Raw genomic sequence first — 22,610 nt, 5'->3', positions numbered from 1 at the left:
CAAGAAATGTGGTATTTTGCCTGGATGCTTGGCCTGTCATTGGCCGCCCTTTTCGCCGTGTTGAACGCCATGTGGCTGGAACTTCGCGCGGATGCCTGTTTCGCAGACGAAGGGGATTGCCCGGTGGGTGAGCACGAACACTGAGACAACGGGGGGGCAGCGTCCCGCCCCCTGTTCCGACGGCTCCCGATTATCGCCCACACAGGGCGGCTCATCGGGGGCCGATCGATTTAATACGTCGCGACCGCAGTATTCGGATTTGCGGCGATACCGGGCGATAGCGCCAAGCTGAGGCGCAATTCTGAGATCAAACCCTGCAAGTTGTGCGACCGATTCTGCGATCGTGCGTTCAAATCCGGCATTCATTTTGTGGGAGAGGAAAAACCATGAAACATATTTTAGCCAAAACCGCGACGCGGCGGAGCTTTCTGACCCTCGCGGCCGGCGGTGCGGCGCTTGCCGCGACGGCATCAGCGCAATCCGCGCAGGCGCAGGTTGCCACAAAGGCCCGTATCGTCATCATAGGGGCAGGTGCCGGCGGCACCGCCTTGGCCAACCGTTTGGTCAAGCGCCTGAACGGTGCCGAAATCACGCTAATCGACCCGCGCAAAGAGCATCTTTATCAACCCGGGCTGACATTGGTCGCGGCGGGTTTGAAACCTGCGGATTACGTTCTTTCCAACACGACCGATTGGTTGCCCGAGGGTGTGACGTTGATCCAGGAAGCGGCAGCGGCCATCGATGCCGAAGCCCGCACGGTTTCGACGTCGGGCGGTCAAACCCTTGGGTATGATTTCTTGGTGCTGGCCCCCGGTCTGACGTTGGATCATGACGCGATCGAAGGATTTTCGCTGGATCTGGTCGGCACGAACGGGATCGGTGCGCTTTATGCCGGGCCGCAATATGCTGCGGCCACTTGGCAAGCTGCACAGGCCTTTACCGAAACCGGCGGTGTAGGTTTGTTCACCCGTCCCGCGACGGAAATGAAATGCGCTGGTGCGCCGCTCAAACATGCCTTTCTGCTTGAAGATATCGGGCGCAGCGCGGGCACACGATCCAAAATGGACATTCACTACATGTCCAATAACCAAAGCCTATTCGGGGTGCCGATCGTTTCCGAAAAGGTCCGGATGCTGTTCGGGGATCGCGGGATAACGCCCGACTACAGCCATGTGTTGAAGGCCATGGAACCGGGCAAGAAAACCGCGACTTTCGCAACGCCCGACGGCGATGTTGAACGGGACTACGACTATATCCACGTCATCCCGCCGCAGCGCGCGCCTGACGTCATCCGCCAATCGGGCCTGTCCTGGGCCGACAAGTGGACCGATCAGGGTTGGGTTGAATGCGACAAGGCCACGTTGCAGCATCTGCGCTATGACACGATCTGGGCATTGGGCGATGTGGCGGGCGTGCCCAAGGGTAAAACCGCAGCCAGCGTGAAATGGCAGGTCCCCGTCGTGGAGGATGGTATTGTTTCGGCCATCGCGGGCACTGCGCCGACCGAAACCTATAACGGCTATACCTCTTGCCCGATGATCACCCGGGTTGGTCGCGCAATGCTGATCGAATTCGATTACAACAACAATCTGACACCATCTTTCCCCGGCATTATCGCCCCGCTCGAAGAATTGTGGATCAGTTGGCTGATGAAGGAAGTCGCGCTGAAAGCCACCTATAACGCCATGTTGCGCGGTCGCGCCTGAGGAGGGAATCCAAATGAAAGACCTGACAGTCAATACAATGCTTGCCGTATTCGAAGAAATCTTCGGGCGCGGCCTATTCTGGGCCATGGTCATCGTCGCGGCGGTGATCACGTTGGCCTATCTCTATGTGCTGATCCGGGACCGTAATGTCAGTTGGGGTAAATTCCTTCTGGCGCAGTTGTCGATGCCCATTGGGGCGATTGCGGCGGTGTGGTTCGTGCTTTTCATGACCCATTCCAAACTTGGTAATATTGGCGGGCCGGTTGATGTGATCGTCCTGCTTGGGATTGCTGTGGCTGGCGCGGTCGGGTTTGCGGTGCTGGTTTATACCGCTCAGTCCTTGTTCCGACCGAACACTGAAGAAAGCTGAGTATCCGCGTCAGCGACCCTTCAAAGCGATTGTTGTATCCAATCAATCAGCTTTGTCAGGGCATCGCTGGTGTCACTGGATTTGGGCCAGACCAGATAATAGGTGCCCTCGACATCGATATAGCCCGAACTGGCCGGGACCAGCCGTCCGCGGGACAGTTCGGTTCTGGCCAGGAATTCGGGCAGAAGTGCCACGCCAAATCCCAACGCGGCGGCTTCGGCCAGAGTGGTGAACTGATCAAACAACATGCCGCGTAATTGATCCGCTTCAAACCCGTGGCTGGCGAACCACGCTTCCCATGCACCTGGCCGACTGTCGAGATGCAGCAACGGCAGATCCCGTAGGCGTTCGGGTGGCAAAGGCAGGTGGTCTGTGAAATCGGGTGCGCAGACCGCAATTACCCGTTCACTGGCCAGGGGCAGGTAATTCACTCCGATCCAGTCTTCAGTTCCGAAATGTAGCGCGGCATCGAAATTTTCCCGTTCGAAATCCAGCTGGGTCAACCGGGTGCTTTGATTGATCTGGATGTCGGGATACAGCTTTGTAAACGCGCGTAGCCTTGGGGTTAGCCAATGCATGCCAAAAGCTGGAAGAATCGCGATATTGAGACTGCGGCGCCCGCCTGTTGCTTTGAGTTTCAGGCTGGCCCGCGCGAGATTCTGCAGCAGATTGCGGACCGAATAAGCATAGGCTTCACCTGCGGGCGTCAGTCGCAGGACTTTGCCGTCGCGGACAAACATCGACACACCGATTTGTTCTTCCAGCACTTTTAATTGCCGACTGACCGCTGAATGGGTCAGCGCCAGTTCCTGCGCGGCGGCAGTGGCGGTGCCAAGACGATCAACCGCTTCCAGGGCTAATAGAGAATTGATTGAAGGCAGGAAGCGGCGTGGCGCAATCATGTGAGTTATTCTCCAGTGTTTGGAAGATTTTATCGTTTCTCAAAGGTCAATTGAAGGGCTAGCCTGACGGTTGATGAAATTGTGGCACGGTGGCATCCTATGAATGTTGCGTTAGAATCTAGCAAATCTCATCTCATTTCTGAGGCGGAAATTTCGGATACTTTTCAACGCGACCTTGGGTGCCACGATGGCGCTACTCCTTGTTGTTTGGCGCGGGCTTACGGACAAGTCTTCTTTCAAACAGCACCAGAAAAACCACCCGTGGCTTTTGTCCATGGGGCGAACAGATCAGCGCGCTTTCGTAATGTAAGGAAATATCATGACTCATGCAGATATTATTGCCGCATCCGGCTTGACTGAAGCTGACCTCGCCGACGGGCCGCTTGCTGTTTTTACCCCGGTTGACGGGTCTGAAATCGCGCGTCTGAAACCCCATAATCGCGCCGAAGCAAACGCCGCGATCACCAAGGCGCATGATGCTTTTCTGGCTTGGCGCAAAGTGCCTGCGCCGCGCCGGGGTGAATTTGTCCGCCTGCTGGGGGAAGAGCTGCGCCGCGAAAAGGACGCGTTGGGCGCGCTTGTGACGCTGGAATGCGGCAAGATCCTGCAAGAAGGTCTGGGCGAAGTGCAGGAGATGATCGACATCTGCGATTTCGCCGTCGGTCTGTCTCGGCAGCTTTATGGCCTGACCATCGCGTCGGAACGGCCCGGCCATGCGATGCGCGAAACCTGGCACCCGATGGGGGTTTGCGGCGTGATCACCGCGTTTAACTTTCCGGTCGCGCCTTGGTGTTGGAACGCGGCTCTGGCCTTGGTTTGCGGCGATCCGGTGATCTGGAAACCTTCGGAAAAAACACCGCTGACCGCACTGGCGGTGCAAAGGATTTGCGACCGGGTGAGCAAAGCATTCGGCGGTGATGCGCCCGATGGTCTGACACAGGTTCTGATCGGGGAACGTGATCTGGGCGAAACGCTGACCGCAAATCCCAAGGTCGCGATCATTTCAGCGACGGGGTCTGTGCCGATGGGGCGCGCCGTCGCGGCGGATATGTCCAAACGCCTTGGCCGCACCATTCTGGAATTGGGGGGCAACAATGCGATGATCGTCGCGCCGTCGGCCGATCTGGAAATGGCATTGTGCGCGATTGTGTTTTCGGCCGTGGGCACCGCCGGTCAGCGTTGCACCTCGCTGCGTCGGTTGATCGTACATGAAGATATCTATGACGCGCTTATCCCGCGTCTGATCAAAGCCTATGAGGGGTTGCCGATTGGCGATCCATTGGCCGCGGGCACATTGGTCGGTCCGCTGATCGATCAGGACGCAAGCGCGGCGATGACGACATCGCTTGATAAAGCCAAAGCCGAGGGCGGAGTGGTTCATGGTGGGGCCAAGGCACTGACCGAAACCCATGGCGATGCGGCTTATGTTCATCCTGCCATTGTCGAAATGCCCGCGCAGACCGCGATCATGCACCACGAAACCTTTGCGCCGATCCTTTATGTGGTGAAATACCGGGATCTGGCAGAAGCGATCGGGATGCAAAACGCGGTGCCGCAGGGTCTTTCGTCCTGCATTTTTTCAACCGATCTGCGTGAAACCGAAGAATTCCTGTCCGCAGCGGGGTCCGATTGCGGTATCGCCAACGTCAATATCGGCCCGTCAGGGGCCGAAATCGGCGGCGCGTTCGGCGGTGAAAAAGACACTGGCGGTGGTCGTGAAAGTGGGTCAGATGCGTGGAAAGGCTATATGCGTCGACAAACCAATACGATCAACTATTCGCGCGAACTGCCGCTGGCACAAGGAATCAAATTTGATATCTGAAACAGAAAGCGGGCTTTGGGGGGCCAGCCTGACCCACCGGATCGAGGCTGATATTCTGAATGAAGACATCAGCGCTGATCTGGTCATTGTCGGAGGCGGATTTACCGGATGCGCGGCAGCGTTGGAAGCCGCGCGCCTGGGCGCGTCGGTAGTGTTGCTTGAGGCACAAACCATTGGGTTTGGCGGATCGGGCCGCAATGTGGGGCTGGTGAATGCCGGACTGTGGTTGCCGCCCGAAACAATCGTGGCCCAGATGGGGGACAGCGCCGGGCGGCGGCTGATCACGGCGCTAGCGGAAGCGCCGGGTCGGGTGTTCGACATCATCGCACGTGAAGGTATATCCTGCGAAGCGACGCACAAGGGCACGCTGCATCTGGCTCATGCCCCACGCGGGATGCATGACCTGCGGGATCGGTATCGGCAGGCAAGCGCGTTTGGCATGGATGTGGAGCTTCTGGATGCCGAGGAAACCCGCAAACGCATCGGGTCTGCGGCCTTTCACGGGGCATTGTTTCACCCCGTCGCGGGCACGGTGCAGCCTTTGGCCTATTGTCACGGGTTGGCGCGCGCTGCGCAAGCCGCCGGTGCGCGCTTGTACGAAGGCAGCCCGGCGCAAAGCGTGGTGCGCGAAGGTGAAGCTTGGGTCGTTACTGCGCGGGGTCGGACGATTCGGGCCGCAGGGTTGTTGGTGGCAACCAACGCCTATCCGGCAGCGGGCACGGGAATGAAAACGCCGCGCTGCGCACCGGTTAATTTTAGCCAATTCGCAACGGCACCCTTGCCGCAGGATGTGCTTGCTCATGTGCTGCCTGGGCAAGAAGGGTGCTGGGATACCGCGTTGGTGATGTTTTCGCTCCGACGCGATGCGGCAGGTCGGTTGATCGTTGGCGGGATGGGGGACAGCAACGGCCCGAGCGGGGGCATCCATGCCCAATGGGCCCGTCGCAAACTGCGCAGGCTTTATCCGGAATTGGCAGATTTGCCCTTCGAACAGAGTTGGAGCGGACGTATCGCGATGACTGGGGATCATATCATGAAGGTGCTTTCGCTTGGCCCTTCGGCCTATTCGATCTTTGGGTATTCCGGGCGCGGCATTGCGCCGGGCACCGTGTTTGGCACGTTGGCGGCGCAAGCGATCCTGCACGACGCGCCCGATCTGTTTCCGGCACCGGTGGTGGCGCGGCACAGGGAAAACCTGACTGCAGCCAAGGGGGCCTATTACGAATTTGGCGCGACTATGGCGCATGCTGTTCAGGCACGTTTTGGCGGGCGATAACACCTGTCAGCACAAACTCTGCCGGGGTCAGGTCGGAGCTTACAACGATGCGGCCGATCTCGACGCCTGATCTGGCACCGTTTGTGCTGCTGCATCTTGGATCAAAGAGCGAAAGCGTGCGCCCAATCCTGAATGAAAACCCAGTCAAAACTGCCTTGGTGTTCGGCGAGCGCTTGATCAATCACATCGGCATCCTGGACTAACGGACGACTGACGATGCTAACGCTTGGGTTTCACCACCTTGTCCTGATGCTTCACCGCCCTGAGGACCACATTGCTTTGGGCGCTGGCGACGGCGGGCAGGCGGAACAGGAAATTTTCCAAAAACCGGTTATAGGCATTCAGATCGCTGCAACAGACGAACAGGTGATAATCAGATTGTCCGGTTGTTGCATAACAATCGCGCACTTCTTGCTTGCGGCCAACGGCGCTGATGAAGTCCTGCAATTGTTCGGGATCATGGCGTGTCAACTGAACGTGCACCAGAACCTGAAAACCCAGGCCGATCTTTTCATCATCCAGCACCACGCTGTAATTGCGGATCGCGCCGCTGTCTTCCAGCGCCCGGACCCGTCGCCAGCAAGACGAGCTGGATAATCCCACCTGTTCGGCCAGATCGGCATTGGAAATGCGACTGTCCTGTTTCAACAGCTGCAGAATCTTTTGATCGGTGTCGTCTGTCATGTTGGGTGTTTCATTCGAAAATGGCTGATAATTGAAAATATTTACCAAAGTTGCTTGAATAGAACCAGTATTTTGGCCGAAATTTTCATGTTGAGTCGGATAATTTCCCGGCAGGAGGTTCCTGCCATGACCCAATCGATCCATAAATTCGACACCTATCAGCTGTCCGACCGCTATGACCGCGATACCGGGCGGGTGTTCCTGACCGGCACACAGGCATTGGTCCGGGTGCTGTTCGACCAGGCGCGACGGGACCGCGATGCGGGGCACGACACAGCCGGGTTTGTGTCCGGCTATCGCGGATCGCCGTTGGGTGGGCTGGATCTGGAAATGTGGCGAAGCCGGGACAAGCTGAAACAGGATCGGATCGAATTCCTGCCCGCAGTGAACGAAGATCTGGGTGCCACCGCGGTTCTGGGGGCGCAACAGGCATCGCTTAATCCTTCCTGTGATGTCGATGGCGTTTTTTCCATGTGGTATGGCAAAGGGCCGGGTGTGGACCGGTCCGGCGACGCGTTGAAGCACGGCAATGCCTATGGGTCGGCGCCCAAGGGTGGTGTGTTGGTCGTGGCGGGTGATGATCACGGCTGCGTATCGTCTTCGATGCCGCATCAATCCGATGTCGCCTTCATGGCGTGGTTCATGCCGACATTGGCCCCGGCCTCGGTCGCGGAATACCTGGCCTTCGGCGAATACGGCTATGCTCTGTCGCGGTTTTCCGGCACTTGGGTCGGGTTCAAGGCGATTTCCGAAACCGTGGAAAGCGGGCAGTCGGTCGAATTGCAGCCCGACCGCGCCTTCGTGCAGCCCGAATTTACCGCCCCGCCGGGTGGATTGCATGTGCGCACCGCAGATTTGCCCAGCCCGGAAATCGAAACCCGGCTGGCCCATAAGTTGGCAGCGGTCGAAGCCTTTGTCGAAGCCAATCCGATCGACCGGCATATCTATGACATCCCAGATGCGAAATTCGGGATCGTGACGGCGGGCAAGGCGCATCTCGACCTGATGGAGGCGCTGCGGTTGCTGGACATAGACGAAGACAAATGCCGCGTGTTGGGTATCGATATTTACAAGGTCGGCATGGTCTGGCCACTGGCGCGGCGCGATGCCTTGGCTTTTGTACGCGGCAAGAAAGAAGTTCTGGTCGTCGAGGAAAAGCGCGGCATCATCGAAAGTCAGTTCAAGGAATATTTCTATGACTGGCCCGGTGACAAGCCGGAAAAGATGGTGGGTAAACACCGCGCGGCGGGCGACCCGCTGATCCCCTGGACCGGCGAATTGAGCCCGCTGAAACTGGTCGGGATCGTCGCCGAACGGTTGGACCGGTTTTTCCCGGAAGAAGGATTCGTCGAAAGGGCCCGCGCACTGACCGAGGTCAAGCCGCCGCTGTTGCAGGTGCCGGGCGCGGTGCGCACACCTTATTTCTGTTCTGGCTGCCCGCATAATACATCAACCAAGGTGCCCGAAGGCAGCATCGCCGCCTCTGGTATCGGGTGTCATGTGATGGCCAGTTGGATGGATCGCAACACGGTCGGATATGCCCAGATGGGCGGTGAAGGTGTGCCTTGGGTGGCGGCGTCGAAATTCACTGGCAATGGGCATATCTTCCAGAACCTCGGTGAAGGCACATGGTATCATTCCGGTTCTCTGGCGATCCGGCAGGCGGTCGCGGCGGGAACCAATATCACTTACAAGATCCTGTATAACGATGCGGTCGCAATGACCGGCGGGCAGCCGGTCGATGGTCCGGTTTCGGTACAGGGCATTGCCCAGACCTGCCGTGCCGAAGGGGTTGAACGGATCGCGCTGGCTTCGGACGATATCGGCAAGTTCGACCATGCCGATTTTCCACCCGGCACCACCTTCCATCCACGCGAAGACATGGACCGTTTGCAACGCGAACTGCGCGACATCAAAGGCACGAGTGTCCTGATCTATGAACAGACTTGCGCCACCGAAAAGCGCCGCCGCCGCAAGCGCGGCACGATGGCGGACCCAAAACGCTTTGCCTTCATCAACGATCTGGTTTGCGAAGGCTGCGGCGATTGTTCGGTTGAAAGCAACTGCCTGAGCGTGGAACCGAAGGAAACCGAATTTGGCCGCAAACGTAAAATCAACCTGTCGAGCTGTAACAAGGATTTTTCCTGTCTGAACGGGTTCTGTCCCAGCTTCGTCACTCTCGAAGGGGCTGAAAGGCGCAAGCGCAAACCTGTCGATCTGAATATTGCCGATCATTTGCGGGATTTGCCGCAGCCGACTTTGCCTGACCTCGGTACGCCCTTCGATCTGTTGGTTGCGGGGGTTGGCGGCACCGGGGTGGTGACGGTCGGCGCATTGATCACCATGGCCGCGCATATCGAAGGCAAAGGTGCAAGCGTTCTGGATTTCACGGGCTTTGCTCAGAAATTCGGCACCGTGATCGGCTATGTCCGTCTTGGGGCGACACCGGACACGATCCATCAGGTGCGGATCGAAGAAGGATCGGCCGATGCGCTGATCGGCTGCGATGCTGTGGTGGCATCTTCACCCAAGGCATCGGTGCATTATCGCCACGGCACCCGCGCGGTTCTTAATCTGGCGGAAATGCCCACTGGCGACTTGGTGTTGCACCGCGATGCGCAGTTGAAGGTCGATGAGCGCGACGCGTTGCTGCGTGCGACGGTTGGATCGGAAAACGTCTTGGCGATGGATGCCAACCAGATGTCGGAACAGCTGATGGGAGACAGTGTTTTCGCCAATATCATCCTGTTGGGGGCAGCTTGGCAGCAGGGCTTGGTGCCGGTGTCGGAATTGGCCATGAAACAAGCAATATTGCTGAACGGTGTTGCGGTGGAAAAGAATGCGATGGCCTTTGATCTGGGGCGGATCTACGCCGCGCAACCGGCATTGCTGACGCAGTTGATGCAGCAGGACGAAGAGGTTGCAGAGGGCTTAGCGGCGCTAATCGCGCGGCGTGCCGATTTCCTGCGCGACTATCAGGATGCCGGATATGCGGCGCGGTACACGGCGCGGATCGAGGCGCTGCGCGCACATTTGCCGGATGATCTGGTAGAGCAGGCGGCGCGATCACTGTTCAAGTTGATGGCCTTTAAGGATGAATACGAAGTGGCCCGCCTTATGACCTTGCCGGACTTCGATGCGCAACTGGATCGGGAATTCGAAGGTGATTACAAAGTCGCCTATCACTTTGCGCCACCCTTGCTGCCCAGTGCCCAGGACGCGCGGGGGCGTCCGGTGAAACGCCAGTTTGGCCCGTGGTTGAAGCCCGCCTTGAAAACGCTGGCCCGAATGAAACGTCTGCGCGGCACCGCATTCGATCCTTTCGGGCGCAGTCATGACCGGCGGTTGGATCGCGATTTGCTGAACTGGTTCGAAACGGTTCTGGACCGCACACCCGGGGTCTATTCCGAAGATACGCGGCATCGGCTGAACGAGGTTCTGGCCGCGCCGATGGATATCCGGGGCTATGGTCCGGTGCGCGAACAATCCGCGCAAGAGGTGCAGCGCAAAGTGGCGCAGATCGGACTGTTCTGAGCGTCAGAAGGTAGAAAGAGAGCGCCGCTTTTGTTGATGGTGGCTTTCCCTCGGGGACCAGATCGGGCAAAGTCTGTGGACTTTGCCCCGAAATCCGTTCGGCCACCGACAGGCGTTCCACGATCCCATGTCCAAAAATCTGACTGATATCATCACACCGACCCCCGGTTGGATGCGTTTTCAACTGGCTAAAAGAACCGGCGATGAAGCCGTTTTGGCGGCTTTTTCCTTACCGTTCGATGCTCTGGCCGATGAGGCTAAGGGGAAAACCGTGGCACTGGTTGGTAATGCCCGCTCACTGGCCAATACCGAACAGGGCGCACAGATCGACGCCGCCGACATCGTGGTGCGGTTGAACACCGCCCCGGGGCGGGTGACGATCAGCCACGGGGCTCGGACCGATTGGTTGTTTACTTCGGTCCGGTTGCCGCGTGAGGTGCTACGCGATCTTGATCCTGCCCGTGTGTTCTGGGCCAGCAGTAAACGCAAGCGGTTGGATTACGGATTGGCCAAATGCCCCGGCTTCGTGCTGACACCGGTTTCGATCTCGGCCGACTTGATCGTGGTTCTGGATGCGCGCCCATCCACGGGCATGATCGCGGCGGCGACGCTGTGCGCCCTGCCGTTCACGCAGATCCGGATGCACGGGTTTGATTTTTTCAGTAGCCTGTCGCTGTCGGGTCACCGCGCGGCAAAGGACGTCCCGCATGATTTCGACGCTGAACGCGGCCTGATCATGGAAATGGCGCAGGCAGACAAGCGGCTGAAGATCATCAAGCCGCGCGCCTGACCATCCCGAACAGATCGCGCGGGTCATCCGGGTCGGCCAGCATGTCCAGCTGATCGAAAAACGCGGTGTTCTGTATCCTGTTATGGACAAATCGCAGGGCGCTGAAATCCTCGATCGCAAAACCGACACTGTCGAACAGCGTGATCTGGCGCGGATCGCTGCGGCCTTGTGCTTCGCCGCGCATCACCTGCCACAGCTCGGTGACCGGGTGGTCGGGGTCTAGTTGCTGAATTTCGCCTTCAATCCGGGTCTGGGGCGGATATTCCACGAAAATGTCCGACCGCAGCAGGATATCGCGGTGCAGTTCAGTTTTGCCCGGACAGTCGCCGCCGATGGCGTTGATATGCACCCCCGTTCCGATCATGTTATCGGTCAGGATGGTGGCATACTGTTTGTCTGCGGTGCAGGTGGTGATGATCTGCGCACCTTCGATGGCGTCTTCGCCAGACTTGCAGGCTATGACCGTCAGCCCGCTATCCGTCAGATTGCGCACGGCCTTTTCGGTGGCCTTGGAGTCGACATCGTACAGTCGCACGGTGTCGATGCCACAGATCGCCTTGAACGCCATCGCCTGAAATTCGCATTGCGCGCCATTGCCGATCATCGCCATCACCCGCGCCCCTTTGGGGGCGAGGTATTTACCAACGAGAGCCGAGGTTGCGGCGGTGCGCAAAGCGGTCAGCACCGTCATTTCGGTCAATAGGATCGGATAACCATTGGCCACGCTCGACAAAACGCCAAAGGCGGTGACGGTCTGATAGCCCTCTTTCATGTTCTTCGGATGGCCGTTGACGTATTTGAAGCCGTAATTGTCGGCATCCGCCGTCGGCATCAGTTCGATCACCCCATCGGAAGAATGCGACGCCACCCGAGGGGTTTTGTCAAATTCAGGCCAGCGTTTGAAATCGGCCTCGATATAGCCCGCCAGATCGCGCAACATCGGTTCGATGCCGGTGGCATTGACCAGCGCCATCATGTTGGCGACGGAAACGAAGGGGACAAGTGCCTTTTGCGATGGTTGGGTCATGCGAAACTCCGGGTCATACGGTCCAGAACGCGCCGACCGAACAGGCTGGCCGTCAGATCGGTCATCAGCAGCGCCGTGCGGCCGCGTTCATCGAGGAAAGGATTCAGTTCCACCAAATCGAGCGATCCGACCAAACCGCTGTCATGCAGCATTTCCATGATCAGATGCGCTTCGCGGAAGGTGGCACCGCCGGGCACGGTGGTACCCACGGCAGGCGCGATGGCAGGGTCGAGGAAATCGACATCCAGACTGACGTGTAACAGGCCGTTGGCTGCGGCCACCCGGGCCAGAAATTCGGACAGCGGTGCCGCCACGCCGCGTTCGTCAAGGGTGCGCATATCATGCACGGTGATGCCGAGTTCTTTGATCCGGGCATGTTCGGCCGGATCGACCGATCGAATTCCCATCATGCAGATATTGCCCGGATCGACCGGTGCGGCCAATGGGGGGAACATGTCAAATCCAGATTGACCGGTGAAATAGGCAACCGGGGTGCCATGCAGGTTGCCACTGCCGGTGCTGTCGAGCGTATGCAGATCGGGATGGGCGTCCAGCCAAAGCACGAAAAGCGGGCGATTCTGCTCGGCGGCATAGCGCGAAACGCCACTGACAGTGCCCGCCGCCATCGAATGATCGCCACCCATGAAAATCGGCATGTCGCTGGCGGTCATCACGTCATAGGCCGCCTGTGACAAAACCCGGGTCCAGCCGACCATTTCGGCCAGATTATGCACCGCGCCATTGGCATGGTCGATAGCGGCGGTTTCGGGCAGGGTAACATTGCCCCGGTCGACCACGTCCCAGCCCAGTTGGCGCAGGGTTTCAGGCAGGCCAGCGGTACGAAATGCTGCCGGGCCCATCAGGCATCCGGGTTGCGATGCGCCGGTTTGAACTGGGGCGCCTATCAGGTGGCAACAGTGGGTCATTGAAGATCCTGTAATTGACAGTTTCCGCAAGTTTGCTGACTTTGTTGACTTGTTTCAGGCAATAAATTGATCAATTTGACTATTCATTTTATCAAATAGAAAGCATAACTTTCAAAACGATAAGTTTGCGAGGACCAGATGCCCGAACTCACCACCACTGACCGCCGGTTGATTGCCGCGTTGCGCGAAAATGCGCGCGCTTCGATTACCGAATTGGCGCATATTGCCGGGGTGTCGCGAACCACGGTGAAAACCCGCATCGATGCTTTGGTGTCCGACGGGCGGATCCGGAAATTCACCATCGAAACCGATGCCGACCAGCAAGATCAGGTGCGCGCCATCACCACGATCGAACTGCAGGGCAGCATGTCGCGCGCGGTGATCCGCACCCTGCGGGCGATCCCGGAAGTATCATCGATCCATTCCACCAATGGGGCTTGGGATCTGGTGGTTGAAGTCCGCGCCGAAAGCCTGCAGCAATTCGACCGGATTTTGCGCGAAATTCGCGAAGTCAAAGGCGTGCTCAACAGCGAAACCAGCCTGCTTCTGAGCAGCGTGATCGAATAGCCTGCCCAGATATGACAAACGGTGTTCATCCAGTACATACCGGTTAACGGCACCGGGCACGGTCCTTGCAGCATTTCCAGAAGAAGCTGCGAAATCATTCGATTGTGGCTTCGCTGCACTAGAATTCGCCCCGCCTGTCGTTTACCAAGACAGGACGCTGGGGGGCGCTAGATTAAGGTGATCGTATGATCCGTTTCTTTACCGCTGCCGCCCTCGGGTTGCTTTTTCTGACATCTCAGGCTTTTGCCGGTGACCGGACCCGGTTAGGGTATGGCCGTTTGGTCACGAATGATTTCATTGGTGATACTCAGGACCGTTGGCATAGCGGATCGGTCGCTTCCAGCCGTATCTATGGCTACAGCTGGGACGGAGATTTGCCTGAAAAATTCGGCGAATTGCTGGAATTTCGCATCAATGGCGAAATCATCGGTCCCGACAATCTGGTTTCCCCAGCAGCGGGCGATCGCCCCTATGCGGGAAGCTTGTCTTTTGGATTGCACACCCATTATCAGCGGCAGGAAACCGAAATCGCGATGGGAATGGATATGGTTCTGACTGGTCCAATGACCGGGCTGGACGATTTTCAGGGCGCGCTGCATGACGCTTTGGGAGTGGAAACTGCTTCGACTGCGACATTGGCCGGACAGATCGGCAATGGGGTGCATCCTACATTCGTAATGGAATTGGGTCGCGATTATGCTCTGGGGCAGGTCGCCACGCTGCGGCCGTTTCTGGAAACCCGGGTCGGGGTTGAAACGATGCTGCGCGCCGGAGCCGATATCACTATTGGCCAGATCGGTCGGGCCGAAGTGTTGGTGCGCGATCCGGTCAGCGGCCAACGTTACCGCACCATGCAAAAATCCGACCCCGGATACACTTTCGTCATTGGTGGCGATATCGCCAAGGTGACGGAGTCCACTTATCTGCCTGCCAGCCGCGGATATACCTTGACCGACAGCCGTCAGCGTCTGCGTGCCGGGGTGCATTGGCAGGGCGAAAACAGCAGCGGTTTTTACGGGTTGACCTGGCTGGGCGAGGAATTTGAAGGCCAAGGCGAAGGTCAATTTATCGGCTCGGTGCGCCTTAATCTGAATTTTTGACTTTAGGGATACGCGGTAAATATCTGCGAAGTGTGATCATTTTGCACATTTTGCGTCTCAAGAGGCACGTCGGGGCTTTGCAGTGTCCGTCGGCTCTGTTAACATTTTAGCAATAAAAAAAGTTTGAAGGCAGGTATCAGGCATGGGAACGGGCTTTAGCGGCACGTTCGTCATTTCCTGGTCACAAACAAAAGTAGACGGCATAGAAGCCGCCCCGGTGCATGCGCTTAGTGTTGGGACCTCTTGGTCTTGGCATGGTGACGCGGTGAGGGTGGACGGGCCGACAGAACTGCTACGTTTGGATCAGGCGGACGGAGAAGCCAATCTCCGCCGTAGGGCAGCGCGCATGGTGCGCCGTCTGGTGGGGGCAGCAAAACAGAACACGACCGATCTTGATACGGTCGCGGTCGATGAGCCGTTGATGGACAGCAATATCGTTGTCACCGACGGGTCGCGCACGTTTACTCTGACGATTATTGAAGTGGGCGATGGTGCCCAGCCCTTACTGATGTTCATGGGGCAGATACCACCGTCGAACCGCGATCTGTGGGTGGTGCATCACACGCTGGATGCGATGCAAGCCAATCACATGAGTTCCGGCAGCGGTGGGGTGATCTGTTTTACCCCCGGCACCCGGATCGAAACCCCGAAGGGCCCGAAACGGGTCGAGGATCTGCGCGAAGGCGACCGGGTTCAGACCAAGGATAACGGGGCCGAGGAAATCCTTTGGATCGGCAGCCGTCGCATGACCGGCGCGCGGCTGTTCGCGATGCCGAAGCTGCGTCCAATCCGTATCCGCGCGGGCGCATTGGGGGTGCAGCGGCCGGACGAAGAATTGCTGGTGTCGCCAAGCCACCGCATGTTGGTGCGCGGCGATGTCGCCCGCGCCTTGTTTAATACACCCGAGGTGCTGGTCTCGGCCGAAGATCTGATCGACGGCGACCTGATCAAGATCGACACGCAGCTGCGCGAAGTGACCTATATCCATCTGCTGTTGGGCAGTCATCAGGTGCTTTGGGCCAATGGGGTGGAAACAGAAAGCTTCCACCCATCCAATGCGGCGCTGTCGACATTGGAGGACACCGACCGGATGCGACTGCTGTCGCGATATCCAGAGTTGGAAATGGATCCGCATGCCTATGGCGGTTATGCGCGGCGCAACCTCAGCCAGTCGGAAGCGGCGATATTGATGTACGAAGCGGCGTAGGGCGCGGCCCAGAGTAACGCACTTTGCGCTGCTGGGCCCGTTGGATTGATATCCTTGATTGCTTTACTTGACTCCCCCACGAACCCTTGTATAAGCGCGACTTCATTGGTGTTGGTGGCCCCTGCAAGGGGATGCCTGTCATGGCCCAAAGGCCAAGAGGACAACGCCCTTCATAGTCGCCCATCGGGGCGACGCCCTTAAGAAGGAGATCAGCCGTGACCAAACGCACGTCTGCCAAGTACAAAATTGACCGCCGGATGGGTGAAAACATCTGGGGTCGTCCGAAATCCCCCGTCAATCGTCGCGAATACGGCCCCGGCCAGCACGGTCAGCGCCGCAAGGGCAAACTGTCCGACTTCGGTACCCAGCTGCGCGCCAAGCAGAAGCTGAAGGGCTATTACGGCGATCTGACCGAAAAGCAATTCCGCCGCATCTACGGTGAAGCCGAGCGTGTCAAAGGCGATACCGGTGAAAACCTGATCGGCCTGCTGGAACGTCGCTTGGACGCCGTTGTTTACCGCGCCAAGTTCGTGCCGACTGTTTTCGCCGCCCGTCAGTTCGTCAACCATGGTCACGTTCTGGTCAACGGTCAGCCGGTGAACATCCCGTCCTATCGCGTCAAAGAAGGCGACGTGGTCGAGGTGCGTGAAAAGTCGAAGCAATTGGCCGTTCTGTTGGAAGCGGTTCAACTGTCCGAGCGCGATGTGCCCGATTACATCGACGCCGATCATTCCAAAATGGTTGCTACTTTCGTGCGCACCCCGGGCTTGGGCGATGTTCCCTACCCGGTGATGATGGAACCGAATCTGGTGGTCGAATTCTACGCGAAGAACTAAGGGTTCTTCACCGGAATATCCAAATTTCGGAAAACCCGTCGCACGAAGCTTCGTGCGACGGGTTTTTCTTTGTTTGTTCGCAGGAAAAGAGGGCGGGCATGGCACATTGGCAACTGCTCCGAGATGGGCAGACGTTCTGCGTCAGTTCGATCTTTCCCTGCCCGGAGCGGCTTTGCTATGGAAGGCCGAAGGAGTCAGGAACATGACCAAGATCAAGCCGCAGCCCGGCATCATGGAAATCGACCTATATGTTGGCGGCGCCGCCCATGTCGAAGGCGTGTCCGATGTTGTGAAGCTCAGCTCGAACGAAAATCCGTACGGGCCAAGCCCCGAGGCGTCTTCGGCTGCCCGCCGTGCGTCTTATGAATTGCATCGCTATCCCTCGACCGATCATGCCCAACTGCGCGCTGCCATCGGTGAAATCCACGATGTCGATCCGGACAATGTCATTTGCGGTGTTGGATCGGATGAGGTGCTGCAATTCATTGCCCAGTCCTATGCCGGTCCTGGGGATGAGGTGATCTATACCGAACATGGGTTTTCCATGTATCCGATCCTGGCCCATGCCTGTGGCGCGACCCCAGTGAAGGTGGCGGAACAGAACCGGGTAGTGGATATCGACGCGATCTTGGCGGCCTGCACCGACAAGACCCGGATTGTGTTCATCGCCAACCCGGCCAACCCGACCGGGACGATGATCGATCTGGACGCCTGCGCCCAGCTGGCCAAGGGCCTGCCTGCGGGGGCTTTGCTGGTGCTCGACGGGGCTTATGCGGAATTCGAAGCCGGATATGACGGTGGTGTGTCGCTGGTGGAACGCAGCGAAAACGTGATCATGACCCGCACTTTTTCCAAAATTTACGGGCTTGGCGGGCTTCGGATCGGTTGGGGCTATGCGCCGCGTACTATTATCGATGTGCTAAACCGGGTACGGCAGCCGTTCAACCTGTCCACCGTACAATTGGCAGCAGCCGAAGCGGCGCTGCGCGATACGAGTTTTACCGAAAAATGCCGATCGGACAACGAACGTTTGCGTCGCTGGTTGGCGACGGCACTGGAAGACCTTGGTGTCGCGTCCGATCCGTCGCACACCAATTTCATTCTGGCGCGGTTCGCCGATCAAGACGAAGCCGATGCCTGCGATGCCTATCTGAAAACCCAAGGGCTGATCGTGCGCAAAGTTGCCGGCTACGGTTTGCCGAATTGCCTGCGTATCACCATTGGCGATGAATCGTCCTGCCGCCGCGTGGCGCATGCGATTGGTCAGTTCAAAAGGGGGGAGACATGACCCAGGTCTATGATCGGGTTGCGCTGATCGGTTTGGGGCTGATCGCCAGTTCGATGTTCTGGGCAATGAAGCGCGCGGGGGCGGCGGGCGAAGTGACGGGCTTTGCCCGGTCACAGGAAACCCGCGATACCGCGCGCAGGATCGGGCTGTGCGACCGGGTCTGCGACAGCGCCATCGAGGCGGTTCAGGACGCCGACTTGGTGGTGCTTTGTGTTCCGGTCGGCGCGATGGGGGCGGTGGCCGAAGAAATTGCCCCGTATCTGAAATCCGGGGCTACCGTCAGCGATGTCGGGTCGGTGAAGAAATCGGTGATCGAAGCGGTGCGCCCGCACCTGCCCGAAAAGGTGGATTTCGTCGGGGCCCACCCGATGGCCGGTACCGAACATTCGGGGCCTGAATCGGGGTTCGCCACGCTGTTTGACAACCGCTGGTGCCTGATTGTGCCCGATGGTGCGCCAGAAGACGCAACGCAAAAGCTGGAACACTTCTGGCATGCGTTGGGGGCCAATTGCGAACGGATGGAGGTCGAACATCACGATCTGGTCTGTGCCGTGGTCAGTCATATCCCCCACCTGATTGCGTATACCATGGTCGGCGTGGCCGACGATCTCAGCCGGGTTTCCGATCAGGAAGTGATCAAGTATTCTGCGGCCGGGTTTCGCGATTTCACCCGGATCGCGGCCTCTGATCCGACCATGTGGCGCGATGTGTTCATGACCAACAAGGACGCAACGCTGGAAATCCTCGGTCGCTTTACCGAAGAACTTTTTGCATTGCAGCGGGCGATCCGTATCGGCGACGGGGACGAATTGTTCGACTATTTCACTAGGACCCGCGCGATCCGCCGTGGTATTATCGAAGCGGGGCAGGATACCGAAGCCCCGGATTTCGGACGGGTCAAAGTACACGAATGAAAAAGATACTCGCGGTTCTGATCGGATTGGCAATGGCACACACAGCCGATGCCAACGCACCGGGGACGTCTTTGCGCCCGGTTGCCCGGGAGGACGGTCTGGCGCGGTCTATCATTCAGGATGTCACCCCTCGTGTCTTGGGGGTGCGGAATCAGGTTGAAACCCCGGATCGCAACGGGGTGCTGCGTGGGCTCCGTCCCAGAACGCGGTCGGATTCCGGATTCAACCAAGCAATCCAGTCGCGCAAAGATCGACGTCGGGGGACCGTTTGTAATGATCCCGATCTGGTTGGCGAACCCGTGGGCTATGTGCCGGGCCGGATTACCGGCTGCGGTGTGCAAGATGCGGTTCGGGTAACTTCGGTTTCCGATGTCGCTCTCAGTCAGCCGGTGACGGTGGATTGCACCACGGCCAAGACGTTGAAGACGTGGGTCGAAAAGGGAATGAAACCCGCCATCAAGCGGCGCGGCGGTGGCGTGGAAAAGATTCGTATCTTTGCCAGCTATTCTTGCCGTACCCGCAACAATCAAAAGGGTGCCAGAATTTCGGAACATGGCAAGGGCCACGCCGTCGATATCGGCGGTTTCGTGTTGAAGAATGGCGATGAAATTACCGTTCTGGACGGTTGGAAAAAGCGTAAAGACGGTAAGATACTGCGCAAAATGCACAAAAGCGCCTGCGGAACCTTTGGCACAGTTCTTGGCCCCGAAAGCGACCGCTTTCACAAAAACCATTTCCATTTCGATACCGCGCGGTATCGCAGCGGATCTTATTGCCGCTGATCAGCGAAGCCTAAGCAGCGGTGCCGGGCCGATTGGAAGCGGACCCAAAAACACCAGATCGCGGCGGAAATCCAACGGGATATCCAGCGTTTTGGGATTGCCTGCCAGCCCGGAAATCATGGCAAGGCCGCTTTCCAACTGATCGGCAAAGCCTTGTGATATCGTTTCGGATGACACTGCTATTTGCAGTATTTCACGCCAGTTGCGCGCTTTCACGGTCAACCGCCCCTTGGGGCGACCCCGATCGTCGATTTCCAATTCGCCTGCCAGCGCCAGTTCCAGATCCCCCCACTTCGCCTCGGCCAGCGTAACATCAATGCGACGGGGTTGCGGGCGACTGTTCTCGACCGCGCTTAGATCCCATGGCCGGTCGAAGCTGACCTGCATATCGGCGCTGAATGCCGACAGGGTGCGCGGCAGCCGGTCGCTGCGATCCACCAACTTGCGAAACGCCGAAGACGGGGCAAGATCGTCGGCCGTCAGGGCAAAGCGGTAAAGGCCGGTCTGAACTTCGTCGCGCCGTACTGCGAGATGAAGCGCGGTCATCGTGGTGGCGTCGTGGTCGCGTCGGGTGATTTGCAGACTATCGGCAACCAGATTGGCGCGATCCAGCGCCTGGTTGGAATTTTTGCCGGTAACGACGCTGGCCTGCATCTTGGCGCTACTGATGTCGTATTTATCGGTCGGCGTAGCAACCAATTGCTGATCTGGCCAGATCGCGATCACATGGTTCGGTTGATAGCTCAGTGCGAGGATCTGGAAAAACGGCACTTGCCAAGCCCAGCCGGTGGCCGGGTCGGCCAATTCCAGATCGGTGAAGGTGGTGTCGAACCGGTTGGGAAAACCCTGCACGCTCAGGGCGGAATATTCCGCTGCCCATGCTTCGCCCCGACGCGCTTCGAACCAGTCGGCAAAGCCCGATTTGACTCTTTGTGCCCCGACAAACCAGTAGCCGGACCAAAGCCCGGCAGCGATCAGGATGACAATCAACAACCGTTTCACGCGCAGGCCCCTTTTCCTATCGTTCGCTGTGGTGTTTACAGGGGGCAGATTGAAAGGACCAGCGGCATGACAATGTGGGTATTCGGTTATGGATCACTCCTTTGGAATCCGGGTTTCAACCCGGTTGAAAGCGTGCTGGCCCGTTTGCCGGGGTATCATCGCAGTTTCTGCATGTGGTCGATCCATCATCGCGGCAGCGAAGAAAAACCCGGTCTGGTATTGGCGCTAGACGCAGTCGAAGCGTTGCAATGCAACGGCTTGGCGCTGGCGGTTCACCCTGACGAAGAAAGCCGCGTCCTGGAAGACTTGCGCGAACGCGAATTGGTCAGTTCTGCTTATCTGGAACGAAGGTTGCAAGTGGATCTGAACGATGGTCGCCGTGTCGAAGCGGTGACCTATGTGGTCGATCCGGTGCATGGTCAATATTGCGGCGGAATGGCGTTGGAACAACAGGCGCACGTGATTGCCCATGCCCATGGCGGGCGCGGTCCGAATGCTGAATATCTGTACAATACCGCCGCGCATTTGCACCAACTGGGAATCCGTGATCCAGATTTGGACTGGTTGTCGGATCGTGTTCGGGAAATTCGCGCATAAGACCTTGGCTTGATAGCCTTTTCAGCATAAGGTTCTGGTAATTAAAACAGTGTCGGGATCTGTCCGAATGGTACAGACGGACCGCGAGGCCGAGCCGCAATTTTCACCACCCGTCCGCCAGATTTTGCTGATGCTTCTGGTCTTGGCGTTGAGCGGCTTTGTTGTCGTTCTCGCCCTGCCACGGATTTTGCCGGTTTTCGAAGCCAACCCTTACCTGAACGGGTTCATCCTGTTCGTTTTCGCGCTCGGCGTGATCGCCTGTTTCTGGCAGATGGCGCAATTGTTTAGTTCAGTGCGCTGGATCGAAGACTTCGCTTCGAACGGAACCCGGCAAGAAGACCGCCACGCGCCAAGCCTGCTTGCGCCGCTGGCCACGTTGTTGCGCAGTCGCAATTCCCAGATGCAGATCAGTTCATCCTCGACCAGATCAATTCTGGATTCGGTGGCGACACGGATCGACGAAGCGCGCGAAATCACGCGATATATCGTCAACCTGTTGATCTTTTTGGGACTGTTGGGGACGTTTTACGGTCTTGCGACCACGGTGCCCGCGCTGGTCGATACGATCCGCAGTCTGGCGCCGGCCGAAGGTGAAAGCGGTGTGGATACGTTCGGCCGCTTGATGAGCGGGCTTGATGCTCAGCTTTCTGGTATGGGGGTGGCGTTCGGATCGTCCTTGCTGGGTCTGGCCGGGTCCTTGGTGGTTGGGTTGTTGGAACTCTTGGCCGGTCATGGTCAGAACCGGTTTTACCGGGAACTTGAGGAATGGTTGTCGACGATCACTCGGGTGGCCTTTTCGTCCGGTGAGGGGGATGGGAGCGGCGAATTTTCTGCCGCCGCGCAAATTCTTGATCATATGCTGGAACAGATGGATCAGATGCGGCAGTTGTTCGTTCATACCGAAGCAGGTCGGGCCGAAGTCGACGCCAAACTGGGCAGTCTGGCTGGATCGATTGAACGGTTGACCGACCGTCTGGCCGGAAATCGCCCGGTTCATGATGCGTTGGAACGTGTCGCCGACGGTCAGGAGCGGCTGATCGAGATTATGAGCGAAGGCGGAAGCGGCGAAGGGCTGGATGCGGAAAGCCGGATGCGGTTGCGGTCAATGGATGTGCAGTTGCTGCGCATTCTGGAAGAAATCAGCGCCGGACGTCAGGAAACCATGGCTGAACTGCGCATGGATATCGCGTCTTTGACCCGGTTGGTGGCACAGAATCGCATCGCCGAAGCCGATCACCCTCAAATGCGCAGCGCTCGGACCAAGGATAAGGAGGGCTGAT

At 58.1% G+C, this 22,610-nt stretch carries 22 protein-coding genes; 17 read left to right on the top strand and 5 right to left on the bottom strand.

The window, feature by feature from the left end:
• The first annotated feature begins 6 nt into the window (after positions 1–6).
• The 3 genes from cydX to TG4357_RS06535 all read left to right on the top strand — a co-directional run bounded on the left by cydX (position 7) and on the right by TG4357_RS06535 (position 2,076).
• Positions 7–144, top strand: coding sequence for a cytochrome bd-I oxidase subunit CydX (gene cydX, locus TG4357_RS06545; protein WP_058262060.1), 138 nt, complete (start codon positions 7–9; stop codon positions 142–144).
• A 242-nt stretch (positions 145–386) separates the two neighbouring features.
• Positions 387–1,706, top strand: a complete 1,320-nt coding sequence (locus tag TG4357_RS06540) for an FAD-dependent oxidoreductase (protein WP_058262059.1) — start codon at positions 387–389, stop codon at positions 1,704–1,706.
• 13 nt (positions 1,707–1,719) lie between these two features.
• Complete coding sequence (locus TG4357_RS06535) at positions 1,720–2,076, top strand: DUF5368 domain-containing protein (protein ID WP_058262058.1); 357 nt, start codon at positions 1,720–1,722, stop codon at positions 2,074–2,076.
• Between the two features lie 20 nt (positions 2,077–2,096).
• Here the strand turns inward: TG4357_RS06535 and TG4357_RS06530 are convergent, their stop codons facing one another.
• Positions 2,097–2,978, bottom strand: a complete 882-nt coding sequence (locus TG4357_RS06530) for a LysR family transcriptional regulator (protein ID WP_058262057.1) — start codon at positions 2,976–2,978, stop codon at positions 2,097–2,099.
• Between the two features lie 319 nt (positions 2,979–3,297).
• Between TG4357_RS06530 and amaB the strand changes: the two genes are divergently transcribed.
• Genes amaB through TG4357_RS19460 form a run of 3 tightly spaced genes read left to right on the top strand, consistent with a single transcriptional unit; the run spans position 3,298 to position 6,279 of the window.
• On the top strand, positions 3,298–4,800 hold the full coding sequence (gene amaB / locus TG4357_RS06525; protein ID WP_058262056.1) for an L-piperidine-6-carboxylate dehydrogenase: 1,503 nt from the start codon (positions 3,298–3,300) through the stop codon (positions 4,798–4,800).
• Entirely contained in the window at positions 4,790–6,076 is a 1,287-nt protein-coding gene (locus TG4357_RS06520) for an NAD(P)/FAD-dependent oxidoreductase (protein WP_306345481.1), read from the top strand. Before amaB ends, TG4357_RS06520 begins: the two co-directional genes overlap by 11 nt.
• A 47-nt stretch (positions 6,077–6,123) precedes the next feature.
• Entirely contained in the window at positions 6,124–6,279 is a 156-nt protein-coding gene (locus TG4357_RS19460; RefSeq protein WP_158509057.1) for a hypothetical protein, read from the top strand.
• Positions 6,280–6,295: 16 nt separating this feature from the next.
• On the opposite strand, the gene TG4357_RS06515 is transcribed toward TG4357_RS19460, so the two are convergent.
• Positions 6,296–6,760, bottom strand: a complete 465-nt coding sequence (locus tag TG4357_RS06515) for an Lrp/AsnC family transcriptional regulator (protein WP_058262055.1) — start codon at positions 6,758–6,760, stop codon at positions 6,296–6,298.
• A 126-nt stretch (positions 6,761–6,886) separates the two neighbouring features.
• On the opposite strand from TG4357_RS06515, the gene TG4357_RS06510 reads away from it, so the two are divergent.
• Both TG4357_RS06510 and TG4357_RS06505 read left to right on the top strand, forming a co-directional pair.
• Positions 6,887–10,294, top strand: a complete 3,408-nt coding sequence (locus TG4357_RS06510; RefSeq protein ID WP_058262054.1) for an indolepyruvate ferredoxin oxidoreductase family protein — start codon at positions 6,887–6,889, stop codon at positions 10,292–10,294.
• 127 nt (positions 10,295–10,421) lie between these two features.
• Positions 10,422–11,084, top strand: coding sequence for a glycosyltransferase family 29 protein (locus tag TG4357_RS06505; protein ID WP_058262053.1), 663 nt, complete (start codon positions 10,422–10,424; stop codon positions 11,082–11,084).
• Here the strand turns inward: TG4357_RS06505 and ocd are convergent.
• Positions 11,068–12,111: an ornithine cyclodeaminase gene (gene ocd / locus TG4357_RS06500; RefSeq protein ID WP_058262052.1), complete on the bottom strand. Its 1,044-nt coding sequence runs from the start codon at positions 12,109–12,111 to the stop codon at positions 11,068–11,070. The genes TG4357_RS06505 and ocd overlap by 17 nt on opposite strands.
• Positions 12,108–13,037, bottom strand: a complete 930-nt coding sequence (gene rocF / locus TG4357_RS06495; RefSeq protein ID WP_058262051.1) for an arginase — start codon at positions 13,035–13,037, stop codon at positions 12,108–12,110. Before rocF ends, ocd begins: the two co-directional genes overlap by 4 nt.
• A gap of 138 nt (positions 13,038–13,175) precedes the next feature.
• Between rocF and TG4357_RS06490 the strand changes: the two genes are divergently transcribed.
• The 7 genes from TG4357_RS06490 (at position 13,176) to TG4357_RS06460 (ending at position 19,731) form a co-directional block, all read left to right on the top strand.
• Positions 13,176–13,604, top strand: coding sequence for an Lrp/AsnC family transcriptional regulator (locus tag TG4357_RS06490; RefSeq protein WP_058262050.1), 429 nt, complete (start codon positions 13,176–13,178; stop codon positions 13,602–13,604).
• A gap of 185 nt (positions 13,605–13,789) precedes the next feature.
• Positions 13,790–14,704 carry a lipid A-modifier LpxR family protein gene (locus TG4357_RS06485; RefSeq protein WP_058262049.1) on the top strand — a complete coding sequence of 305 codons (915 nt, stop codon included), beginning with the start codon at positions 13,790–13,792 and terminating at the stop codon, positions 14,702–14,704.
• Between the two features lie 142 nt (positions 14,705–14,846).
• Positions 14,847–15,911: a Hint domain-containing protein gene (locus TG4357_RS06480; protein ID WP_058262048.1), complete on the top strand. Its 1,065-nt coding sequence runs from the start codon at positions 14,847–14,849 to the stop codon at positions 15,909–15,911.
• Positions 15,912–16,126: 215 nt separating this feature from the next.
• Positions 16,127–16,747: a 30S ribosomal protein S4 gene (gene rpsD, locus TG4357_RS06475; RefSeq protein ID WP_058262047.1), complete on the top strand. Its 621-nt coding sequence runs from the start codon at positions 16,127–16,129 to the stop codon at positions 16,745–16,747.
• Between the two features lie 202 nt (positions 16,748–16,949).
• Positions 16,950–18,035 carry a histidinol-phosphate transaminase gene (gene hisC, locus TG4357_RS06470; protein ID WP_058262046.1) on the top strand — a complete coding sequence of 362 codons (1,086 nt, stop codon included), beginning with the start codon at positions 16,950–16,952 and terminating at the stop codon, positions 18,033–18,035.
• Positions 18,032–18,949, top strand: a complete 918-nt coding sequence (locus TG4357_RS06465) for a prephenate/arogenate dehydrogenase family protein (RefSeq protein WP_058262045.1) — start codon at positions 18,032–18,034, stop codon at positions 18,947–18,949. Before hisC ends, TG4357_RS06465 begins: the two co-directional genes overlap by 4 nt.
• Positions 18,946–19,731 (top strand): extensin-like domain-containing protein, encoded by a 786-nt coding sequence (locus tag TG4357_RS06460; RefSeq protein WP_058262044.1) that lies wholly within the window; start codon positions 18,946–18,948, stop codon positions 19,729–19,731. The genes TG4357_RS06465 and TG4357_RS06460 overlap by 4 nt, the downstream gene beginning before the upstream one ends.
• Here TG4357_RS06460 and TG4357_RS06455 read toward each other — a convergent pair whose 3' ends face one another.
• A complete protein-coding gene (locus TG4357_RS06455; protein ID WP_233487437.1) occupies positions 19,732–20,733 on the bottom strand; it encodes a DUF2125 domain-containing protein in 1,002 nt (333 codons plus the stop codon).
• Positions 20,734–20,799: 66 nt separating this feature from the next.
• Between TG4357_RS06455 and TG4357_RS06450 the strand changes: the two genes are divergently transcribed.
• Together TG4357_RS06450 and TG4357_RS06445 are read left to right on the top strand one after the other, a co-directional pair.
• Entirely contained in the window at positions 20,800–21,330 is a 531-nt protein-coding gene (locus TG4357_RS06450) for a gamma-glutamylcyclotransferase (RefSeq protein WP_058262042.1), read from the top strand.
• Positions 21,331–21,397: 67 nt separating this feature from the next.
• On the top strand, positions 21,398–22,609 hold the full coding sequence (locus tag TG4357_RS06445; RefSeq protein WP_058262041.1) for a hypothetical protein: 1,212 nt from the start codon (positions 21,398–21,400) through the stop codon (positions 22,607–22,609).
• Position 22,610: the final 1 nt, after the last annotated feature.

Origin of the sequence: Thalassovita gelatinovora (assembly GCF_001458355.1) — a bacterium.
GTDB classification, from domain to species: Bacteria; Pseudomonadota; Alphaproteobacteria; order Rhodobacterales; family Rhodobacteraceae; genus Thalassobius; species Thalassobius gelatinovorus.
This window is presented reverse-complemented; position numbering and strand designations above follow the sequence as displayed.